The 17910-nt window shown below is 58.7% G+C and carries 15 protein-coding genes and 1 tRNA gene; 12 read left to right on the forward strand and 4 right to left on the reverse strand.

Going from position 1 to position 17910, the window contains the following annotated elements; all coding sequences use genetic code 11:
* Position 1 precedes the first annotated feature (1 nt).
* The 3 genes from AC2FD9_RS04155 to AC2FD9_RS04165 are packed head-to-tail and all read left to right on the forward strand — an operon-like array spanning position 2 to position 4536.
* Complete coding sequence (locus tag AC2FD9_RS04155) at positions 2-2194, forward strand: dehydrogenase E1 component subunit alpha/beta (protein ID WP_496835535.1); 2193 nt, start codon at positions 2-4, stop codon at positions 2192-2194.
* The gene (locus tag AC2FD9_RS04160) at positions 2191-3225 is read left to right on the forward strand and encodes an ACP S-malonyltransferase (RefSeq protein ID WP_496835536.1); all 1035 of its coding nucleotides are present in this window, start codon (positions 2191-2193) and stop codon (positions 3223-3225) included. Before AC2FD9_RS04155 ends, AC2FD9_RS04160 begins: the two co-directional genes overlap by 4 nt.
* Before the next feature lie 39 nt (positions 3226-3264).
* Positions 3265-4536: an NAD(P)/FAD-dependent oxidoreductase gene (locus tag AC2FD9_RS04165; protein ID WP_496835537.1), complete on the forward strand. Its 1272-nt coding sequence runs from the start codon at positions 3265-3267 to the stop codon at positions 4534-4536.
* Positions 4537-4538: 2 nt separating this feature from the next.
* Here AC2FD9_RS04165 and AC2FD9_RS04170 read toward each other — a convergent pair whose 3' ends face one another.
* The gene (locus AC2FD9_RS04170; protein WP_282153795.1) at positions 4539-5240 is read right to left on the reverse strand and encodes an SDR family oxidoreductase; all 702 of its coding nucleotides are present in this window, start codon (positions 5238-5240) and stop codon (positions 4539-4541) included.
* Between the two features lie 103 nt (positions 5241-5343).
* Here AC2FD9_RS04170 and AC2FD9_RS04175 point away from each other — a divergent pair, with 103 nt between their 5' ends.
* On the forward strand, positions 5344-6195 hold the full coding sequence (locus AC2FD9_RS04175; RefSeq protein WP_496835538.1) for a LysR substrate-binding domain-containing protein: 852 nt from the start codon (positions 5344-5346) through the stop codon (positions 6193-6195).
* On the opposite strand, the gene AC2FD9_RS04180 is transcribed toward AC2FD9_RS04175, so the two are convergent.
* Entirely contained in the window at positions 6186-7088 is a 903-nt protein-coding gene (locus AC2FD9_RS04180) for a LysR family transcriptional regulator (protein WP_058275318.1), read from the reverse strand. The genes AC2FD9_RS04175 and AC2FD9_RS04180 overlap by 10 nt on opposite strands.
* Positions 7089-7164: 76 nt before the next feature.
* On the opposite strand from AC2FD9_RS04180, the gene AC2FD9_RS04185 reads away from it, so the two are divergent.
* The 5 genes from AC2FD9_RS04185 to AC2FD9_RS04205 all read left to right on the forward strand — a co-directional run bounded on the left by AC2FD9_RS04185 (position 7165) and on the right by AC2FD9_RS04205 (position 14342).
* Positions 7165-10377 carry a reductive dehalogenase gene (locus AC2FD9_RS04185; RefSeq protein WP_496835540.1) on the forward strand — a complete coding sequence of 1071 codons (3213 nt, stop codon included), beginning with the start codon at positions 7165-7167 and terminating at the stop codon, positions 10375-10377.
* Positions 10378-10506: 129 nt separating this feature from the next.
* Positions 10507-11373: an FAD binding domain-containing protein gene (locus AC2FD9_RS04190; protein WP_496757267.1), complete on the forward strand. Its 867-nt coding sequence runs from the start codon at positions 10507-10509 to the stop codon at positions 11371-11373.
* Positions 11370-11849, forward strand: coding sequence for a (2Fe-2S)-binding protein (locus tag AC2FD9_RS04195; protein ID WP_058278395.1), 480 nt, complete (start codon positions 11370-11372; stop codon positions 11847-11849). The genes AC2FD9_RS04190 and AC2FD9_RS04195 overlap by 4 nt, the downstream gene beginning before the upstream one ends.
* A complete protein-coding gene (locus AC2FD9_RS04200; protein WP_496757269.1) occupies positions 11849-14104 on the forward strand; it encodes a xanthine dehydrogenase family protein molybdopterin-binding subunit in 2256 nt (751 codons plus the stop codon). Before AC2FD9_RS04195 ends, AC2FD9_RS04200 begins: the two co-directional genes overlap by 1 nt.
* Positions 14097-14342 carry a MoaD/ThiS family protein gene (locus AC2FD9_RS04205; RefSeq protein WP_170559220.1) on the forward strand — a complete coding sequence of 82 codons (246 nt, stop codon included), beginning with the start codon at positions 14097-14099 and terminating at the stop codon, positions 14340-14342. Before AC2FD9_RS04200 ends, AC2FD9_RS04205 begins: the two co-directional genes overlap by 8 nt.
* Here AC2FD9_RS04205 and AC2FD9_RS04210 read toward each other — a convergent pair.
* A complete protein-coding gene (locus AC2FD9_RS04210; RefSeq protein WP_496757271.1) occupies positions 14339-15046 on the reverse strand; it encodes a lysophospholipid acyltransferase family protein in 708 nt (235 codons plus the stop codon). The genes AC2FD9_RS04205 and AC2FD9_RS04210 overlap by 4 nt on opposite strands.
* A 143-nt stretch (positions 15047-15189) precedes the next feature.
* On the opposite strand from AC2FD9_RS04210, the gene AC2FD9_RS04215 reads away from it, so the two are divergent.
* The 3 genes from AC2FD9_RS04215 (at position 15190) to lptF (ending at position 17043) form a co-directional block, all read left to right on the forward strand.
* Positions 15190-15265, forward strand: a tRNA-Trp gene (locus tag AC2FD9_RS04215).
* A 288-nt stretch (positions 15266-15553) separates the two neighbouring features.
* Positions 15554-15721, forward strand: a complete 168-nt coding sequence (locus AC2FD9_RS04220) for a hypothetical protein (RefSeq protein ID WP_282170985.1) — start codon at positions 15554-15556, stop codon at positions 15719-15721.
* Positions 15722-15903: 182 nt separating this feature from the next.
* The gene (gene lptF, locus AC2FD9_RS04225; protein WP_496835544.1) at positions 15904-17043 is read left to right on the forward strand and encodes an LPS export ABC transporter permease LptF; all 1140 of its coding nucleotides are present in this window, start codon (positions 15904-15906) and stop codon (positions 17041-17043) included.
* Here lptF and AC2FD9_RS04230 read toward each other — a convergent pair.
* On the reverse strand, positions 17040-17870 hold the full coding sequence (locus AC2FD9_RS04230; protein WP_496835546.1) for a LysR family transcriptional regulator: 831 nt from the start codon (positions 17868-17870) through the stop codon (positions 17040-17042). The genes lptF and AC2FD9_RS04230 overlap by 4 nt on opposite strands.
* Positions 17871-17910: the final 40 nt, after the last annotated feature.

The raw sequence follows: 17910 nt of genomic DNA on the forward strand, positions 1-17910 counted from the left end.
AATGGACCGCGCCCAGATCGTTCACGAGAATTTCCTGACCCGGGTCGCCAATCGCGACTTTCCCGACGGAGCAAAGCCGCGGCAGGGTCTGAGCAATACCGATGCGGTGTCGCTTTTCCGGTCACAGGTCCTTGGCCGAGCGTTGGACAGGACCAGCCGGGCGATGCAGAAGGCGGGGCAGGGGTTTTACACCATCGGATCATCCGGCCACGAAGGGATGGCCGCCGTGGCGCATGCCTTGCGCCCGACCGATATCGCCTTTCTTCACTACCGGGACGCGGCGTTCCAGATCGCGCGGGCTGAGCAGGTGCCGGGCCAGCAGATCGCGTGGGACATGCTGCTGAGCTTTGCCTGTTCGAAAGAGGATCCGACCTCGGGCGGGCGGCATAAGGTACTGGGGTCCAAAGCGTTGACGATCCCGCCGCAGACCTCGACTATCGCTAGCCACTTGCCCAAGGCGGTGGGCGCTGCGTATTCGCTAGGCGCAGCGCGGAGACACGATCCTGAACACCGTGAACTGCCCTTGGACGGGATTGCGATGTGTTCCTTCGGGGACGCCTCGGCCAACCACTCCACCGCGCAGGGCGCGATCAACACCGCAGGCTGGACCAGTGTGCAGTCGACACCTCTGCCGCTGTTGTTTGTGTGTGAAGATAATGGGATCGGAATCTCGGTCAAAACGCCCAAGGGCTGGATACAGGCGTCGATGGAGCATCGCCCCGGGATCAAGTATTTTCAGGCCAACGGTCTGGATATCTATGAGACCTTCGCGGTGGCGCAAGACGCCGCCGAGTATGTCCGTACCCGCCGGAAACCGGCCTTCCTGCATCTGAAAACCGTGCGTCTTTACGGCCATGCGGGCGCAGATGTGCCGACCACGTACTTGCCGAAGTCCGAGGTTGAGGCGGATGAGGCCAACGACCCCCTGCTGCACTCGGTGCGCTTGCTGGAACAGGCCGGGGCGTTGGCGCCGGAACAGGCGTTGAATATCTACGAAGATACCTGCGCCCGTACTGATCGCATCGCGGCGGAATCCGCAACCCGTCCGCATCTGGCCACCGCGTCCGAGGTTATGGCCAGCCTGATCCCGCCAAAACGGGCTTGTAAGCCCACTAACGGTCCCAGCGCTGAAGCGCGCGCCAAGGCCTTTGGCGGCGACACGCGGGCAATGGATGATCCGCAACCCATGAGCCGTCTGATCAACTGGGCCCTGACCGATCTGATGCTGGAGCACGGCGAGGTCGTCTGTATGGGCGAAGACGTCGGCCGCAAGGGTGGCGTCTATGGCGTGACCCAGAAACTGCAGCAGCGCTTTGGCCCGGATCGGGTGATCGACACGCTATTGGATGAGCAGTCCATTCTGGGATTGGCCATCGGTATGGGGCATAACGGGTTCATCCCGATCCCCGAAATCCAGTTCCTCGCTTATCTGCACAATGCAGAGGATCAGATCAGAGGCGAGGCCGCGACCCTGCCCTTTTTCTCGAACGGGCAGTTCACCAATCCGATGGTTCTGCGCATTGCGGGGCTTGGGTATCAGAAGGGCTTCGGTGGTCATTTCCACAACGACAACTCGCTGGCAGTCCTGCGCGACATTCCGGGCGTGATCATTGCCTGCCCGTCGACAGGCGCGGATGCGGCGAAGATGCTGCGCGAATGCGTACGGCTGGCGCGTGAAGAACAGCGGGTCGTGGTCTTTTTGGAACCTATTGCCCTTTATCCGATGCGCGATCTGCACAATGCTCAGGACGCAGGCTGGATGACGACGTATCCGTCGCCCGACCAGAGTATCGCGCTGGGTGAGGTTGGCGTGCATGGCGAGGGTAAAGATCTGGCCATCGTCACTTATGGAAACGGGCATTATCTGTCGAAACAGGCTCTGCCCAAGTTGGAGGCAGCAGGCGTGAAAACCCGTATCATCGACATGCGCTGGCTGGCACCTCTCCCGATTGAAGCGCTGCGTCAGGCCACAAAGGGTTGCAAACACGTCCTGATCGTCGACGAATGCCGCCGCACTGGCAGCCAGTCCGAGGCGCTGATGACCTTTTTCACTGAAAACAGTCCCACGACCCCAATTGCGCGCGTCGTGGCCGAAGATTGTTTTATCGCCACTGGCCCCGCCTATGCCGCTCCGCTGCCATCGAAGGACGGGATTATCACCGCTGCGCTTAAACTGACCGGAGGCCGCTCATGACCCGCACAGCGGTCGTCATCTGCCCTGGTCGGGGTACATACAACAAGCCCGAGCTTGGCTATCTGCATCGCCATCACGCGCAGCAGACTGCGATGTTTAGGCGCTTCGACGCGATACGTGCGGAAGCAGGACAAGAGGCCGTTACCGCATTGGATGGCGCAGCGCGGTTCACAGTTTCCAAGTATTCAAAAGGCGATATTGCTTCACCGCTCATCTACGCAGCTTCGCTGGCAGACGCGCAATCGCTAGCCGATGATATCGAAGTGGTCGCGGTCACCGGGAACTCGATGGGGTGGTATATTGCGCTGGCCGCTGCCGGGGCGTTGTCGCCTGACCACGGGTTCCGCGTCGTGAACACGATGGGAACACTGATGCAGGATCACCTGATCGGTGGTCAACTGGTTTATCCCTTTGCCGACGACGGTTGGGCGGACGACGCTGTTCGCAAGGCAGAGCTGCTGGCGGATGTAAAACGCATCAATGCGATGGCAGGTCACGACCTTGCTTTGTCCATTGATCTGGGCGGAATGCTGGTTCTGGCAGGCAATGAGATGGGGCTGAAGGCGTTCGAGGCGTCACAACCCAACGTGCAGGACCGTTTTCCGATGCGCCTGCCAAACCACGCCGCGTTTCACACATCCTTGCAGGCACCGGTCGCTGCCGAAGGGCGTGCGCGCCTGGGCGCGGATTTGTTCGGACAGCCTGAACGCCCCCTGATCGACGGTCGCGGAAAGATTTGGTGGCCGGGTGCCACGGATACACAGGGGCTTTGGGATTATACCCTGGGCCACCAAGTGACCGAACCCTATGACTTTACCCGTGCGATCCAGACCGCCGCGCATGAGTTCGCACCCGATATGTTCATTGTTACCGGCCCCGGCGTGACCTTAGGTGGCGCAGTGGCGCAATCCCTTGTTCTGGCGAACTGGCGTGGCATGGATAATAAGGCTGATTTTCAAGCGAAACAGGATGCGCAACCCTTCCTGATCGCTATGGGGCGCGAGGATCAAAGAGCGCTTGCAACCGGCTGACACTGCCCTGATGATCCGCGCAATTTCAAGGAGCGCGACGTGAGCGACCACAACCAGTCCCTTTGGCTGAACACATGCCGCGAACTTGTCGAACCCAGTGTTTCGACCGGTGATATCACTGTTGATCTGGCGGTGATCGGTGGTGGGTACACCGGCTGTTCTGCGGCCCTGACTGCAGCCAAGGCTGGTGCCTCGGTCTGTCTGCTTGAGGCGCATGATGTCGGTCACGGCGGATCGGGCCGCAATGTCGGGCTGGCGAATGCGGGGCTTTGGTTGCCGCCCGTTGAGATTCGCGCGCATCTGGGTGACATGGTTGGGGATCGGCTGGTTGACCTTCTGGCTGCTGCTCCATCAGAGGTGTTCAGCCTGATCGACCAACATGGGATAGACTGCGAACCTGTGCGCAACGGAACTTTGCACTGTGCGCATTCGGCTGCGGGTCTCCGGGACCTGCAGGTCCGCCACGCGCAACTCAGCGCTGCTGGCGCACCGGTTGAGTTGCTGTCTGCAGAACTGACAGCGCAGCGCACCGGCAGTGCGGCCTTTGGTGGCGCCCTGTTCGATCCGCGCGCCGGAACCATCCAGCCATTGGCATATGTGCGCGGATTGGCGCGTGCCGGGGTTGAGGCTGGCGCGTTGGTTTCCACGCAAGATCCGGTTCTGTCCATGCAGCAAATGGATGGAATCTGGGTGTTGAAGACTGCTCGGAGCACGTTGCGCGCCAAATGGGTCATTCAGGCGACCAATGCCTATCACCGTGATCTGACCGCATCGGCCCCCGCCTATGTGCCGGTCTATTATTTCCAATATGCCACGGCTCCATTGTCCGATAATCTGCGCGCTAGTGTTTTGCCGGGGGATGAGGGGTGCTGGGACACAGACCTGATCATGACCTCGTTCCGAATGGATCAAGAGGGGCGGTTTATCATCGGTGCCATGGGTGATCTGGATCAGGCAGGCGGCGGGATTCACAAGAGCTGGATCAAGCGCAAACTGGCACAGCTGTATCCGCAACTGGCCGATCAGCCATTGGTCGAAGGGTGGCATGGCCGCATCGCCATGACGTCAGACCACATCCCGAAGATTACGCAGATCGGTCCCAATGCTCTGTCCGTTCATGGATTTTCGGGGCGTGGAATCGGGCCAGGCACTGTCTTTGGCCGCCTTGTTGCCCAAAGTCTGTTGCAGGACGATCCAAGCCTTTTGCCGGTGCCCGCAGTCCCAGAGTATCAGGAAAAGTGGATAGGGCTACGCCGCGCCTATTTTGAAACCGGCGCGGCGCTGACTCATTTTGTAAAAGCGCGGTTCTGACCTCAGACCGCGCGGGTGATGCCGCCATCAACCCGGATGTTTTGACCGGTGATATAGCCGCCGCCTTCTGACGCAAGCATCGCCACGACCGAGGCGATCTCGTCATAGCTGCGTCCATAGCGGCCCATCGGGATGCGCGCGCGGAATTCCTCTTTCTCTGGCAGGCTGTCGATGAACCCTGGCAAGACGTTGTTCATCCGGATGTTGTCAGCCGCGTAATGATCCGAGAACAGCTTGGTGAAAGCGGCCAAACCTGCGCGGAACACGCCGGAAGTTGGGAAAACAGGGTCGGGTTCGAACGCGGCAAAGGTTGAAATGTTGATGATCGATCCACCACCTTGTTTCTGCATGATTGGTGTCACCAGCCGGGTTGGTCTGACGGCGTTCAGGAAATAGACGTCCATACCGGTGTGCCAATCCTCGTCCGACAGCTCCAGCACTGGCGCGCGCGGGCCATGACCGGCCGAGTTGACCAGCACGTCGATACGCCCCCAATGGGTCATTGCGGTATCGACAAGTTTTTGCAGATCATCCGTCGACTGGTTTGACCCGGTCACACCAACGCCACCAAGTTCGTGCGCCAGTGCTTCACCCTTGCCAGAAGACGACAGGATGCCGACCTTGAACCCGTCTGCGGCCAGACGTCGGGCTGAATCTGCGCCCATTCCGCTGCCGCCCGCTGTTATCAGCGCCACTTTGGTCATGTGATTTCTCCATTCATTGATGGCATGAAGATGCGCTTTGGCGATCTGATTGACCAATCAGTTCTGCTGGCCTTATGATGTAGAAAAACTACAGGGTGCTACGATGGCGGCTCTTCCCCCTTTGAACGCTTTGCGGGCCTTCGAAGCTTCGGCGCGGCATCTGAACTTTCGCTTGGCTGCCGAGGACCTGGGCGTTACCCAAGGTGCTGTCGCGCAACAGGTGCGCGGGCTTGAGGCACGATTGGCTGTGACGCTCTTTGACCGCTTGCCACGTGGCCTTGCGCTGACCGAGGCCGGGCGCAGGTTCCATGCGCCCTTGCGCCGGGCCTTCCGTCTGATCGAAGAGGCCGTCGAGGATCTTTCTGGGGACAGACAAATTACTATCTCTGTCACGCCCAGCTTTGCCTCGAAATGGCTGGTTCCACGACTTCCGGACTTTACGCGGCACCACCCTGATATTGCCGTGCAGGTTGACGCGCGGGAACGGCTGGCGGATTTCCAGGGGGACGGTGTCGACATTGCCGTTCGGCAAGGGCGCGCGCCTTTTGGGCCGGGGGTGGTCGCTACGCCTCTGTTTTCCACAACTTTCGTTCCGGTTTGCGGTCCTGAGATGGCGGCCAGAATTGCGCATCCTGCTGACCTGATAAAGCACACTCTGCTGAACGACACCCATGGGCTGTGGCCTTTGTTTCTGCAGCGGGCAGGGATCACCGGCAAGCCAAAGATGATGAATTTCAGCCAGACCAGCCTTGCCATCGACGCAGCCGTGTCGGGCCAGGGTGTTGCGCTTGCTAACGAACCGCTTGTTTCTGCCCAGTTGGCCGCCGGTCAGTTGGTGCGCCCGATCCCGGACGAGCTGGTCGAGGACTTGGGCTTTTACATCGTAACACCCAAACAGCCACGCCAACCCGCGCTGGTCGCAGTGATGAAAGACTGGTTGCTGTCTCAATCCTGAAGCGTCGCTGCGATGGCTTCGATCCTGTCACGCAACCAGCGATGTGCCGGGTCATTGGAAGATCTTTGGTGCCAGACCATGTAGATAGAGACAGGGTCGCACGCGAAGGGCAGAGGTGCACAATCCAACGCATGTAGCGGCCCGTGTTTCATCAACGCCGTATCGGTTGAAATCAGGTCGCCGCCTTTCACAAATGAGGTAATGGCATTGAAATGCGGCAGGGTAACCGTCGGTGGCCTGATCTGGTTTTGATCGACGCCCCGCATAACAGCGCGCGAGCTGCGGCCATCCGCGAAGCGCACTTCGACATGCTCGGTTTCGCAATAGGTTTCCCAACTGTCCGGAGGAGATCGTCGCGTGCCATCATAGTAGATCATCAACGGGCTGCTGAGGATGCGCTTTTGAAAGATGTCCGGCCCATCCGGCGGCAAAGGCGTCAGCATCAATTGACACCGATCGCTGCGCAGCAGCTCAGGGTCTGGAACACCTGATGGGATAAACCCCAACCCCAGCCGCACGCCTTCGGTCCGAACCTTTTGCAGCAATTGCGGGAAAATCAATTCCCTCGGCATGTCGTTTGTGGCGATGTGAAAGACCATCTCTTCGGACAGCGGGTCGAACGGGCGGTCCTCGGTCAGTGCGCGCATATTGTCCAGAACCTGCTGCACGGGGTCTTTCAGGGACAAGGCGCGCTCAGTAGGGGTCAGACCTTGCCCTGATCTGATAAATAACGGATCGCCCAGAACCACCCGAAGTTTGGACAGGGTGTGGCTGATGGCCGATTGCGTCACGCCAAGCCGATCTGCGGCCTTGGACACCGAGTTTTCTTCGAGAATGGTTAGAAAGACCCTCAGGACTTTCCCGTCCAGATCCATAAAATCTATTTTGCTCATATCGCTTATGATTATTCATGAATGGATTTACTGTCCACGCCGCATTAGGTGAGACCTAGAAATCAGGAGGCGCACGATGGGGATCCGCTTTTTCTCGGACAAGAACCGGCCGGTCCACATGGGGCCTTATCCGTTGGAGCGGTTGGCACGTCAGAGCGTTGTGCCGGACCTATCTGCCGTGCCGCCGATGCCCGTACTCAGTTTTCACCGGCCGGATCAGCCTGAAAGCATCGTCAACGCCATGGGTGAGTTTCAGGCGATGATGGACGCTATTCGTGATGGATTCGTGAATGCTGTGCCCTCTGAAATCCCGGCTGATCCGACCGCGCGCGCCCATCACTTGAAGGCTTTTGGCTATTTCAATGACGCGTCGATGATGGGGTGTGGGCCTTTGCCTGCCGAGTCGATGCTGCCCCATCCGCGTCGTAACCCCGACATAGATCGACTGGCCCATGCGCTGAAGACCCGGCAGACCAAGACGCTGGCGTCGGGTATTGATGTCATTATGGCCGACCTTAAGGAAAGTATGGAGGCGGCCCCCAAGCCGATGGACACCCACCGCCACGCCATCGTCTTTGTCTATGAACACAACCGTGATCCGAACCCGGATGAGCCCGGCTCTGAATGGATCATGGATGCGCAGGACCACCGTTCCTGTTTGCTGGCGACCGAAAATGCGGTGGTGATTGCCAATTACATCCGGTTGTTGGGGTTCGATGCACGGGCGCATACCGCGATGTCCTCTGAGTTTGATCTTGGAAAACTGGCGGTGGCGGCTGGTTTGGCCTCGGTCGAGAACGGCGACGTCGTTGTGCCGTGGCTAGGTACGCGGTTTGGTCTGGCAGCTGTTACGACCGAGATGGAGATTGCGCATGATCGACCCCTGCAATCCATGGCGCAGCAACCGTGGTTTCGCACTCAGGGTCCGGCGTGGTGGCTGGGAACGGGGTTCGCCAAGAACGCGCTGAACCGGGATGCTTACGCCAAACGACGCTACGTGGACGGGGCGCATCCGTTCGAGAAGCTTAAGCGCGTCAAGGACCCGACTACCTACATCGACGAAGAAAACGTGGCCCGCGTTCCCAAACGCGCCGACATGTTTGCCCGCGCACAATTCGGGGATATGGGCAAACCGCTGCAGGATGCAGCCAGGGGGGGGCACTACGTGCGCAAGGCCGCCCCCAGTTTCGCGCAACGCCGTTCACTGGGCGCATTTGTGCTTTTGCAGGATGGCGACAGCGCGGATGGCCCGCGCCCGACCGATGCCGCCCGAAATGCCGCGAATATCAAGGCTGCGACCTATTTCATTGGAGGCGATGCCGTGGGCCTCAGCCGTTGTCCTGAATGGGCGTGGTACTCTCACGACGCGACCGGAGAAGAGATCAACCCGACCCACGATCAGGCCATCAGCATGATCATCGACCAGGGCTATGAAACGATGGAGGGGTCCAGTGGCGATGACTGGATCGCAGTTGCCCAATCGATGCGCGCCTATCTGCGGTTTTCACTTTTGGGCGGTGTGATCGCGCAGCAGATCCGCAACCTTGGCTTCAAAGCCAAGGCGCATACAGTCATGGATGGCGAAGTGCTTCAGCCGCCGCTTTTGTTGCTGTCTGGATTGGGCGAGGTCAGCCGGATTGGCGAGGTCATCCTGAACCCTTATCTCGGGCCCCGGCTCAAGTCCGGCGCAGTGACGACCGACATGCCGATGGAGCACGACAAACCGATTGATTTTGGCCTGCAGACTTTCTGTGAAAGCTGCAACAAATGCGCGCGCGAATGTCCGTCGGGGGCAATCACCGCGGGGCCGAAACTCATGTTCAACGGCTATGAGATCTGGAAATCCGACAGCCAGAAATGCGCGACCTATCGTGTGACCACACCCGGCGGAGCGATGTGCGGGCGCTGCATGAAGACGTGCCCGTGGAACCTTGAGGGCATCTTCAAGGAACGCCCATTCCGCTGGGCCGCGATGAACATCCCGAAAGCCGCGCCGGCATTGGCGAAACTGGACGATGCCGTGGGTAATGGCGGTTTGAACGACACTAAGAAATGGTGGTGGGATATCGAATTGCAGGCGGATGGAGCTTACCGCCCGACGAAACATCCGCTGAACCGGCGTGACCTGCAAACGGATCTGGACCTGCAGTTCGAAGATCAGACCTTAGCCGTCTATCCTGCCTATCTGGCCCCCCATCCGTGGCCATATCCTTTTGCGATGGACCGCGAGGCCGGGATTGCGGCCTATCAGGCGATGGTGTCAGCCGAAGAATACAAAAACCGCAAGGCAGCAGGGGATACGTCGATCGTGCATCGGTACTCGATCGCGGGCGATGCGCCGGTGATGCGAGTTGCGCTGACCAAGGTCGACAAGATGACGGCGGATGTGACCAAGTATGAATTCTCGGCCCTGAATGGCGCGCCGTTACCGGATTGGACCGCCGGGGCGCATTTGGATGTGCTGGTCGCGCCTGAGTTTCTGCGTCAGTATTCTATGTCAGGGGACCCATCGGACGGGTCAGTCTATCAGATTGGCGTCCTGCGCGAGGATGAAGGACGCGGCGGTTCGGCCCTGTTGCATCGAATCTTCAGCGAGGGGCGCAAGGTCTTCATCTCGAAACCGATCAACCATTTCGAACTGGATGAAACTGCAACAAAGACCTTCCTGATGGGTGGTGGGATCGGCATCAGCCCGATGATTGCATTTGCTCATCGGTTGCATACGCTGGGCAAGCCGTTCGCATTACACTATTCCGCCAGCACCCGTGCTGGGGCCGGGTACCTGGACGATCTGGTGGCGATGCCCTGGGCCGACCACGTGCATTTTCATTTCTCGGATGAAGGAACGCGCGCCGATCTGGATGCAGTCCTGTCGGGTTATCAGGAAGGGTGGCGCGTCTATACCTGCGGACCGGATCGCTACATGGACGGTGTCATACAAGCGGCCGACCGGCAGGGATTTCCCGAAGAGGCGCGGCACCTGGAGTATTTCTCAGTCCCCGAACAGCCGGAATATGAAAATCACTCCTTCACGTTGAAGCTGGCGAAGTCGGGTAGGGAACTGACCGTCCCCAAAGACAAAGATGCCGCTCAGGTATTGAACGAGGCGGGTATTCATGTGGATGTGAAATGCGCCGACGGCATATGTGGCGTCTGCAAATGCGGTGTGGTTTCCGGCGATATTGAGCATCGTGATTTCGTTCTGTCCAACAAACAGCGCGAGGGCGCGATCATCTTGTGTCAAAGCCGCGCGGCTGAACCTGACGGTGTGATTGAACTCGACCTCTGATCTGAGGTCTGAAAACGACTTCGATTAACACAAAAATTGGTCGTTCCAGCCATGGACGCCGTGGGGCTGCTGCACTAACGTCCCCCGCGAACCCCAGTGAATCCTGATCAACAGGTGCGAGGTATTTTCATGGATTATCACAGCCCCGCCAGCTTTGCCGAGGCGTCGGCTCTGGCCGCGAATGCGACGGGCATTACCCGGTTTCTGGCAGGAGGCACCGATGTTCTGGTGCAGCTGCGCTCGGAACTTGTGACCCCCGACACGCTGATCGACATCAAAAAGATCGACGGCGTCAGCGACATCATCAGCAATGCCGATGGCAGCTGGACGATTGGCGTCGCGGCCACCGGTGCCGAGATGAGCGAACATTCCGAATTGGGCGGCGATTGGCCCGGCGTGGTCGAGGCGATGGACTTGATCGGTTCGACCCAAGTGCAGGGTCGCGCAACGCTGACTGGGAACCTGTGCAATGGCTCTCCTGCGGCCGATTCTGTGCCTGCTATGGTCGCCGCCGGAGTGACCGTTACTGTCACAGGACCCGAAGGTACGCGCGAGGTTGCTGTCGAAGAAATTCCGACCGGCCCCGGCAAAACGTCGCTGTCCAAGGGTGAGCTGGTCTCGGCCGTGCACATTCCCGCACGGGGTGAGGATGGCGGCGACGCCTATCTGCGGTTCATACCACGGACCGAAATGGACATTGCCGTCGTTGGCGTGGGTGTAAACCTTCGTCTGGACGGCGACACTGTCACCGAAGCCCGCGTGTCGTTGGGTGCTGTCGCCCCGACCGTTCTGCTGGTCGAAGACTGTGCCAAGGCCATCGTCGGCAGTACACTGGACGACGCCGCGCTTGATGCGCTGGCTGCTGCGGCATCCGCTGCGTGCAACCCGATTGACGACAAGCGCGGCACCATCGCGTTCCGCACCGAGGTCGCTGGCGTTCTGGCCAAGCGCGCCGCGAAAATCGCCTATGCCCGTGCGAAGGGAGAACAAGCATGAGCAAGTTCCACGTATCCACCACTGTAAACGGCGACTCGGTTGAATACCTCTGCGACCCGCGCGAAACCCTGCTGGACTGTCTGCGCGACAAGCTGAACCTGACCGGCGCGAAAGAAGGCTGTGGTACTGGTGACTGCGGCGCGTGTTCCGTCTCGGTCGACGGGCGCCTGGTCTGTTCCTGCTTGATGCTGGGCGTCGAGGCCGATGGCAAGCAGATCGAAACGGTCGAGGGCATCGCGGATGGCGACGTTCTGCACCCGCTGCAGCAGAAGTTTATCGAACACGCCGCGCTTCAGTGCGGCATCTGCACACCGGGCATTCTGGTCGCGGCCAAGTCTCTGTTGGAAAAGAACCCAAACCCGACAGAAGAAGAAACCCGGTACTGGCTGGCAGGGAACCTGTGCCGCTGCACCGGTTATGACAAGATCATTCGCGCTGTGATGGAAACAGCCGAAGAACTGCGGGAGGCTTCGTAATGGCACTCGACGATCGCAAATCTGAATTCACCTTTGTTGGCACGCGACCGAACCGTCCCGATGGGTTGGACAAGGTTACGGGCCGCGCCAAGTTCGGGGCCGATATGTCGGCACCCGGTATGCTACACGGCGCGATCCTGCGCTCGCCTCACGCCCATGCGCGGATCGTGAAGATCAACACGTCAATGGCCGAGGCGCACAAGGACGTCAAAGCCGTCGTGACCCGCGCGGATTTTGCCGATGTGCCGTTCAAGCCCGGGCTTGAAGGCGAGTTCTGGAACGTTCTGGAAAACGTTATGGCGGGCGAAAAGGCCCTGTATGACGGTCACGCCGTTGCCGCTGTTGCTGCTACGTCTGCCCTTGCAGCGCGTGATGCGCTAAAGCTGATTGAGGTCGAATACGAAGTGCTGCCCCACGTCACTGATGTGGACAAAGCGATGGCCTCGGATGCTCCAGTCATTCGCGAAAGTGCTGCGGACTATTCGGTGCCCGAGGGCATGCACCCCAATGTCGTGCGGTACCACGAAAGTGGTCATGGCGATGTCGAGGCCGGCTTTGCCGAAGCTGACCTGATCATCGAAGACAGCTTTGTCACTGAGGCGACCCATCAGGGCTATATCGAACCGCATGCCTGCCTGGGTATGCTGGGCAATGATGGCAAGGGTGAGCTGTGGTGCACGACCCAAGGCCACTGGATCGCGCAGAAAACCTGTGCAGCGCTGTTGGGCATTGAGACCTCACAGCTGCGCGTGACTGCGTCTGAGATTGGTGGCGGCTTTGGCGGCAAGACAACCGTCTTTATCGAACCCGTTGCGCTGGCGCTGAGCCGCAAGGCCAACCGCCCGGTCAAGGTTGTGATGACCCGATCCGAAGTGTTTCGGGCAACCGGTCCCACTTCGTCGGCGTCGATGGACATCAAGATCGGGATGAAGAAGGACGGGACCATCTCTGCCGCGCAGGGCGTTTTCCGCCTGCAGGGTGGGGCCTTCCCCGGAGCGCCTGGTGACATGACCGCCATGTGCGCCTTTGCGCCCTACAACCTGACCAACGTCAAACAGATCGGCTATGACGTGATGGCCAACCGCCCGAAACAGGCGGCCTATCGTGCACCCGGTGCGCCGATGGGGGCTTTTGCGGTTGAATCGGTGATTGACGAGCTGTGCAAAAAGCTGGGCCTCGATCCTGTTGATGTGCGTCTGAAGAATGCCGCGCATGAGGGTACCAAAGCCAGCTATGGCCCGCGTTACGAGCGCATCGGGCTGGTTGAGACGTTGGAAGCCGCCAAGGCGCATCCGCACTACTCGGCGCCGCTGAAACCGGGGCAGGGGCGCGGCATCTCCTGCGGGTTCTGGTTTAACCACGGTGGTGAAACTTCGGTCTCGCTATCTCTGTCCGAGGACGGTTCGGCCCAGTTGATGGTCGGTACGCCGGACATCGGCGGCTCGCGTGCATCTATGGCGCTGATGGCGGCTGAGGTGCTGGGCATTCCCTACGAAAACATCCGGGTGACCATCGCCGATACAGCGACGCTTGGGTACAACGACGTCAGCCACGGCTCTCGCGTGACGTACGCCTCCGGTCTGGCGACCATCAAAGCAGCCAAACACGCGGTCGAAAAACTGTGCGAACGCGCGGCGGCCAGCTGGGGAATTCCGACGGACGCAGTCAAATGGGAAAACGGCTGTGCGGTGCCCTCTGGCCCCAATGCCGGTGATTTCGATCCGCGGCCACTGGCTGATATCACGGCTCATATGGGCTCGACAGGCGGACCGATCTCAGGCCATTTCGAAGCGACCCCGGAAGGCGCAGGCGTGTCCTTTGGTACCCATATCGTCGATGCCGAGGTTGATCCGGAAACCGGCAAGACTGCGATCACCCGCTACACGGTCATCCAGGATGCCGGTAAGGCGATCCACCCAACCTATGTGGAAGGGCAGTATCAGGGCGGTGCTGCGCAAGGCATAGGCTGGGCGCTGAACGAGGAATACATCTATGGCGAGGATGGTCGCCTGCAGAACTCGATCTTCCTCGACTATCGCATACCCGTCGCCAGTGACCTGCCGATGATCGACACGGTGATTGTCGAAGTGCCCAACCCCGGTCACCCCTTCGGTGTACGAGGCGTCGGCGAGACCGGCATCGTGCCGCCTCTGGCCGCCATTGCCAACGCCGTGTCCCATGCGGCTGGCGTGCGCATGCGTCAGTTGCCGATGTCGCCGCCGCGTATTCTGGCCGCGCTCAAGGACGATGGTTGAAGTTCATCTCTGGTCCGGCCTCCGGTCATTGACCGGGGGCCAGCAGGTCGTCGAGGTTGAAGCCAAGACGACCGGAGATCTGTTACGCGCATTGGTGCTCGCCCACCCACAGCTTCAAGGCCCTATTGATGCCGGGGTGTCTATTGCAATTGATGGCCGTGTTATAGCCACAGGGCTGACCGAGCCAATCCCTGAAGGCAGCGAAGTTTACCTGATGCAGCGGTTAAGGGGCGGTTAGGCCTCTGGCGACCACGGTTCGCGCCCGACCATGCGGTCGGCTTCAGCAGTGATATCGTTCATATGCTGCTCAAGGCTTTGGCGCAGCTCCTCGATTTCCTCTTCGGATGCTTTGCGAGGCACGGTCTCGGTCCACTCGCGGCACAGAAAGACTCCCTTGTTTCGCCAGGGGCGGGGCATCAAAAGACGATCCCATGTACCCGCTTCGCTGCCATAATGTGCAGAAAAGGTTATCCCGAAGATTCGTTTGCCAGATGTGCGCGCCCAAACCAATGGCACCGTGGAAAGCACACGCTCGGGTCCACGTGGTCCGTCAGCAGCGATGCCGATGGAAATCCCTTGTTTGATCTTACCGATCACTTCTCGCGAGACGGCAACGTTGCTTTTATGTTTGCTGGCCATGGCGATCGTGTCCATTCCGAACAATTTCTGCACCCGACCCACCATGCTGCCTGCGCGCGCAGACGAAGTGATTGAGCAGATGCGTCCTTTGTCCAGCGGGAAGAAGTACGGCGACTGCGCCAGCCTTTGATGCCACAGCACCACGATCACCGGCTCACCTTGTTCGGCCAACTGATCCAGTTCTTCGTATCCGATACGCTGCCATTTGGTGTTGCGATTGACCATCCGGATATAACTTGCGATGCGGCGCGCGGCCCAGTTCAAAACGGCTTCGCTGTCGGCGATCTTTTTGCGGATACTCACGGATTGGGTCCCTCGTACTGACCAAACCGTGTCTTATAGAACTAAACGCTGCACGCAACTTGTTTGTCGGGTGCATTAGTCGCGCGGAATTTGAAAAAGCCTCTTGAGTCCGCTGCGCGGCTGGCATATTTGATGCGCACCTTAGGGGTATAGCTCAGTTGGTAGAGCGACGGTCTCCAAAACCGTAGGTCGCGGGTTCGAACCCTGCTGCCCCTGCCATTTCTCCAATGAAAACCTAGAATCGGTGGAAGCCTTGTGAATTGCTCTCGTTCGTCGGGGCGCACGACTGCAGGCCGCTTCATGGAAAATTATCGGATCGCTATGGTCAGACGAGCGAGGATTTTCGAGAGATTGGATGTTTATGAATGCTTTTCAGAGCCCAGGCGCCGAGCCTGCCGTTAGGTTAACCCGGTAAGAACCCAGTGTTTTTACTTGATTTATTCGGTTTGTGTCAAAATACTGGCGAAAGTTTGTCGACTTAGCGATGTCAAGTTTGAGGTAGTAGTGATGGCGTATGGTGAAAGTTCGGAACTGACGGAAGACCAAAAGAAGTGGGCCGAATGGACGATGCATCCTAAGAAGCGCAAGTTCAAACTAACCGACTATGCGTCTGTCGTAGTCATTGCCGCGTCTGTCGTTGTCGTGACCGGTGTCCATCACTACGTGATCTTCTAAGTAGTTCAGAAATAAAGAATTTTGACCTTTACCTGCCTTGTTTTTGGGGAGTGAAGTTCGCAATCTTACTTTGTCCAGACATCGTTCTTCCCGCGCCCTGCTGTCAAAGGGTCAATCCCGGTTTCCTACGCCAGTAGAATGGCCTATGGTCCTGCCCACAACAGACAGGCGGAAGAGGGTTCATGTCGCGCTTTGATGGTTACTTCCTGCGGCAACTGCTGATTCTGTTCGGCTTTTTCACCTTGGTTCTGGTGGGTGTATTCTGGATTACCCGTTCCGTCAGCCTGTTTGACCGGGTGATCAGCGGCGGCCAACCCGCGATGGTGTTTCTGGAATTCACCGCACTGACGTTGCCGACCCTTATCCGCACCGTGATGCCAATGGCGGTGTTTGCTGCAGCCGTCTATGCCACCAACCGCCTGAGCCGTGAAAGCGAGATGACAGTGATGCTGGCCACCGGGACCAGCCCCTGGAGATTGGCGCGCGCAGTGTTCGTATTTGGCATCATAACCGGCCTGATGATGGCCGCGATCAGTGTCTTCCTGCGCCCCGCGTCAGTTGAACAATTGGAACAGCGTCAGGCCGAGGTCGCGGGGGATGTCACCGCCCAGCTTTTGAATGAGGGTGAATTTCTGCATCCCGCGCAGGGCGTTACGGTTTATATCGGGGAAATTGATCTGGATGGCACTTTGTCCGAGGTTTTTGTCTCGGATCGTCGGGATGAAGAGAGCCCGGTCAGCTATTCCAGCAAGACGGCCTATCTGGTCAACAATGGCACCGGCATTCATCTGGTGATGGTGGACGGGATCGCATTGCGCCTGAACCCGGAAGGTAGGACGCTGTCTTCGACGCTTTTTGCGGATGCCTCTTATGACATCTCGGAACTGACAAATTCAGACACCAACGCCATGCGCAGTCTTGAGGCGATCCCAACGCTCGAGCTTTTGCAGGGCCGGGAAAGTATTCTGGCGACCGAGCAGTTCTCAGAAGGGGAACTGATCGAAGAGCTGCATCAGCGTTTTTCATGGATCGCTATTTGTATCGCGGTGGCGATGGCTGGTTTTTCAACGCTGATGCTGGGCAGTTTTTCGCGCTTTGGGCTGTGGCCACAGATATTCGGAGCCTTCACGATTTTGGTCCTTTTGGAGGGGGTCCGGGGCTTTGTGTCCCCGGTCGTGATTGATGATCCAAACCTGTGGATTTTGCTTTATCTTCCTGCGATTGTCGGCGTCTTGATTTCATGCGTGTTCCTGTTGATCGCCGGGCGGCCATTGCTGCGCACCCGATCGCGGGGGGCGAATGGAGCCTTGTCCCAAGCTTAATCCGCCGCACGCAGTTCGGTCAGGCAGGCCACCACGTCGTCGAAGGCTTCGCTGTCCCGCCGGGTCACCAGGTAAAGCGGCAACATCAGGTCTATCGCTTCGGCAACCGGCACCAAGGTGCCTTCGTTCAATTGATCCCGAATAACATATTCGGGGAAGTACCCCGTGCCGCCGCGCTGCAAAACATACCGCAGGCCCATCATGCAATTGCCCAAAAAAAGCGTCTGTCCTACCGCTTTGCGCGCTGCTGACCGCACGTGGTCCTGATAAACTTCGCCTAACTCGAGATTTACGAAAACTGGGTCTTTGCCCGCGCCCAGGGTTTCGACCAACAATAAACGTTCCGGTGCCAGTTCGTGATATAGAACGCGCCGATCAGATGGTTTTTCGTGGGTCAGTGCGGCATCCAATACATGCGTCGCCACGGCCTCGACCATGTTGAGGTCATGATCGTAGTTCAGCGTCAGTAATAGCTGGCCATGGCGTTGTTCATAGCGAACGGCCAGATCGACCAGTAATGGATCCCAAACGCTGAGCTGTGCACCAAGGCGAAGGGCTATTCGGTGCGGTGTCTGCCCCGGTAGGTCACGAGAGGCGAAGGACCACAATGACAACATCTGCTCGGCATAGGGTCTAAACTGCCGTCCGAATTCTGTCAGGTTGGTGCCGCCTGCGCCCCGAGTGAACAAGAGTTTTCCGGTTTCCTCTTCGATCAGTTTGATACGGGCGCTGACCGCTGTCTGAGTGATGTTGAGGTGTCGCGCAGCGGCATGGAAGCCACCGGTGTCTGCAACGCACAAAAATGTCTCAAGGGCTTTGATTTGCATATCGAAAGTATTTTTTGATCGAAGCGATAAAATCAATTCA

This window comes from Ruegeria sp. YTSC230 (assembly GCF_059609665.1).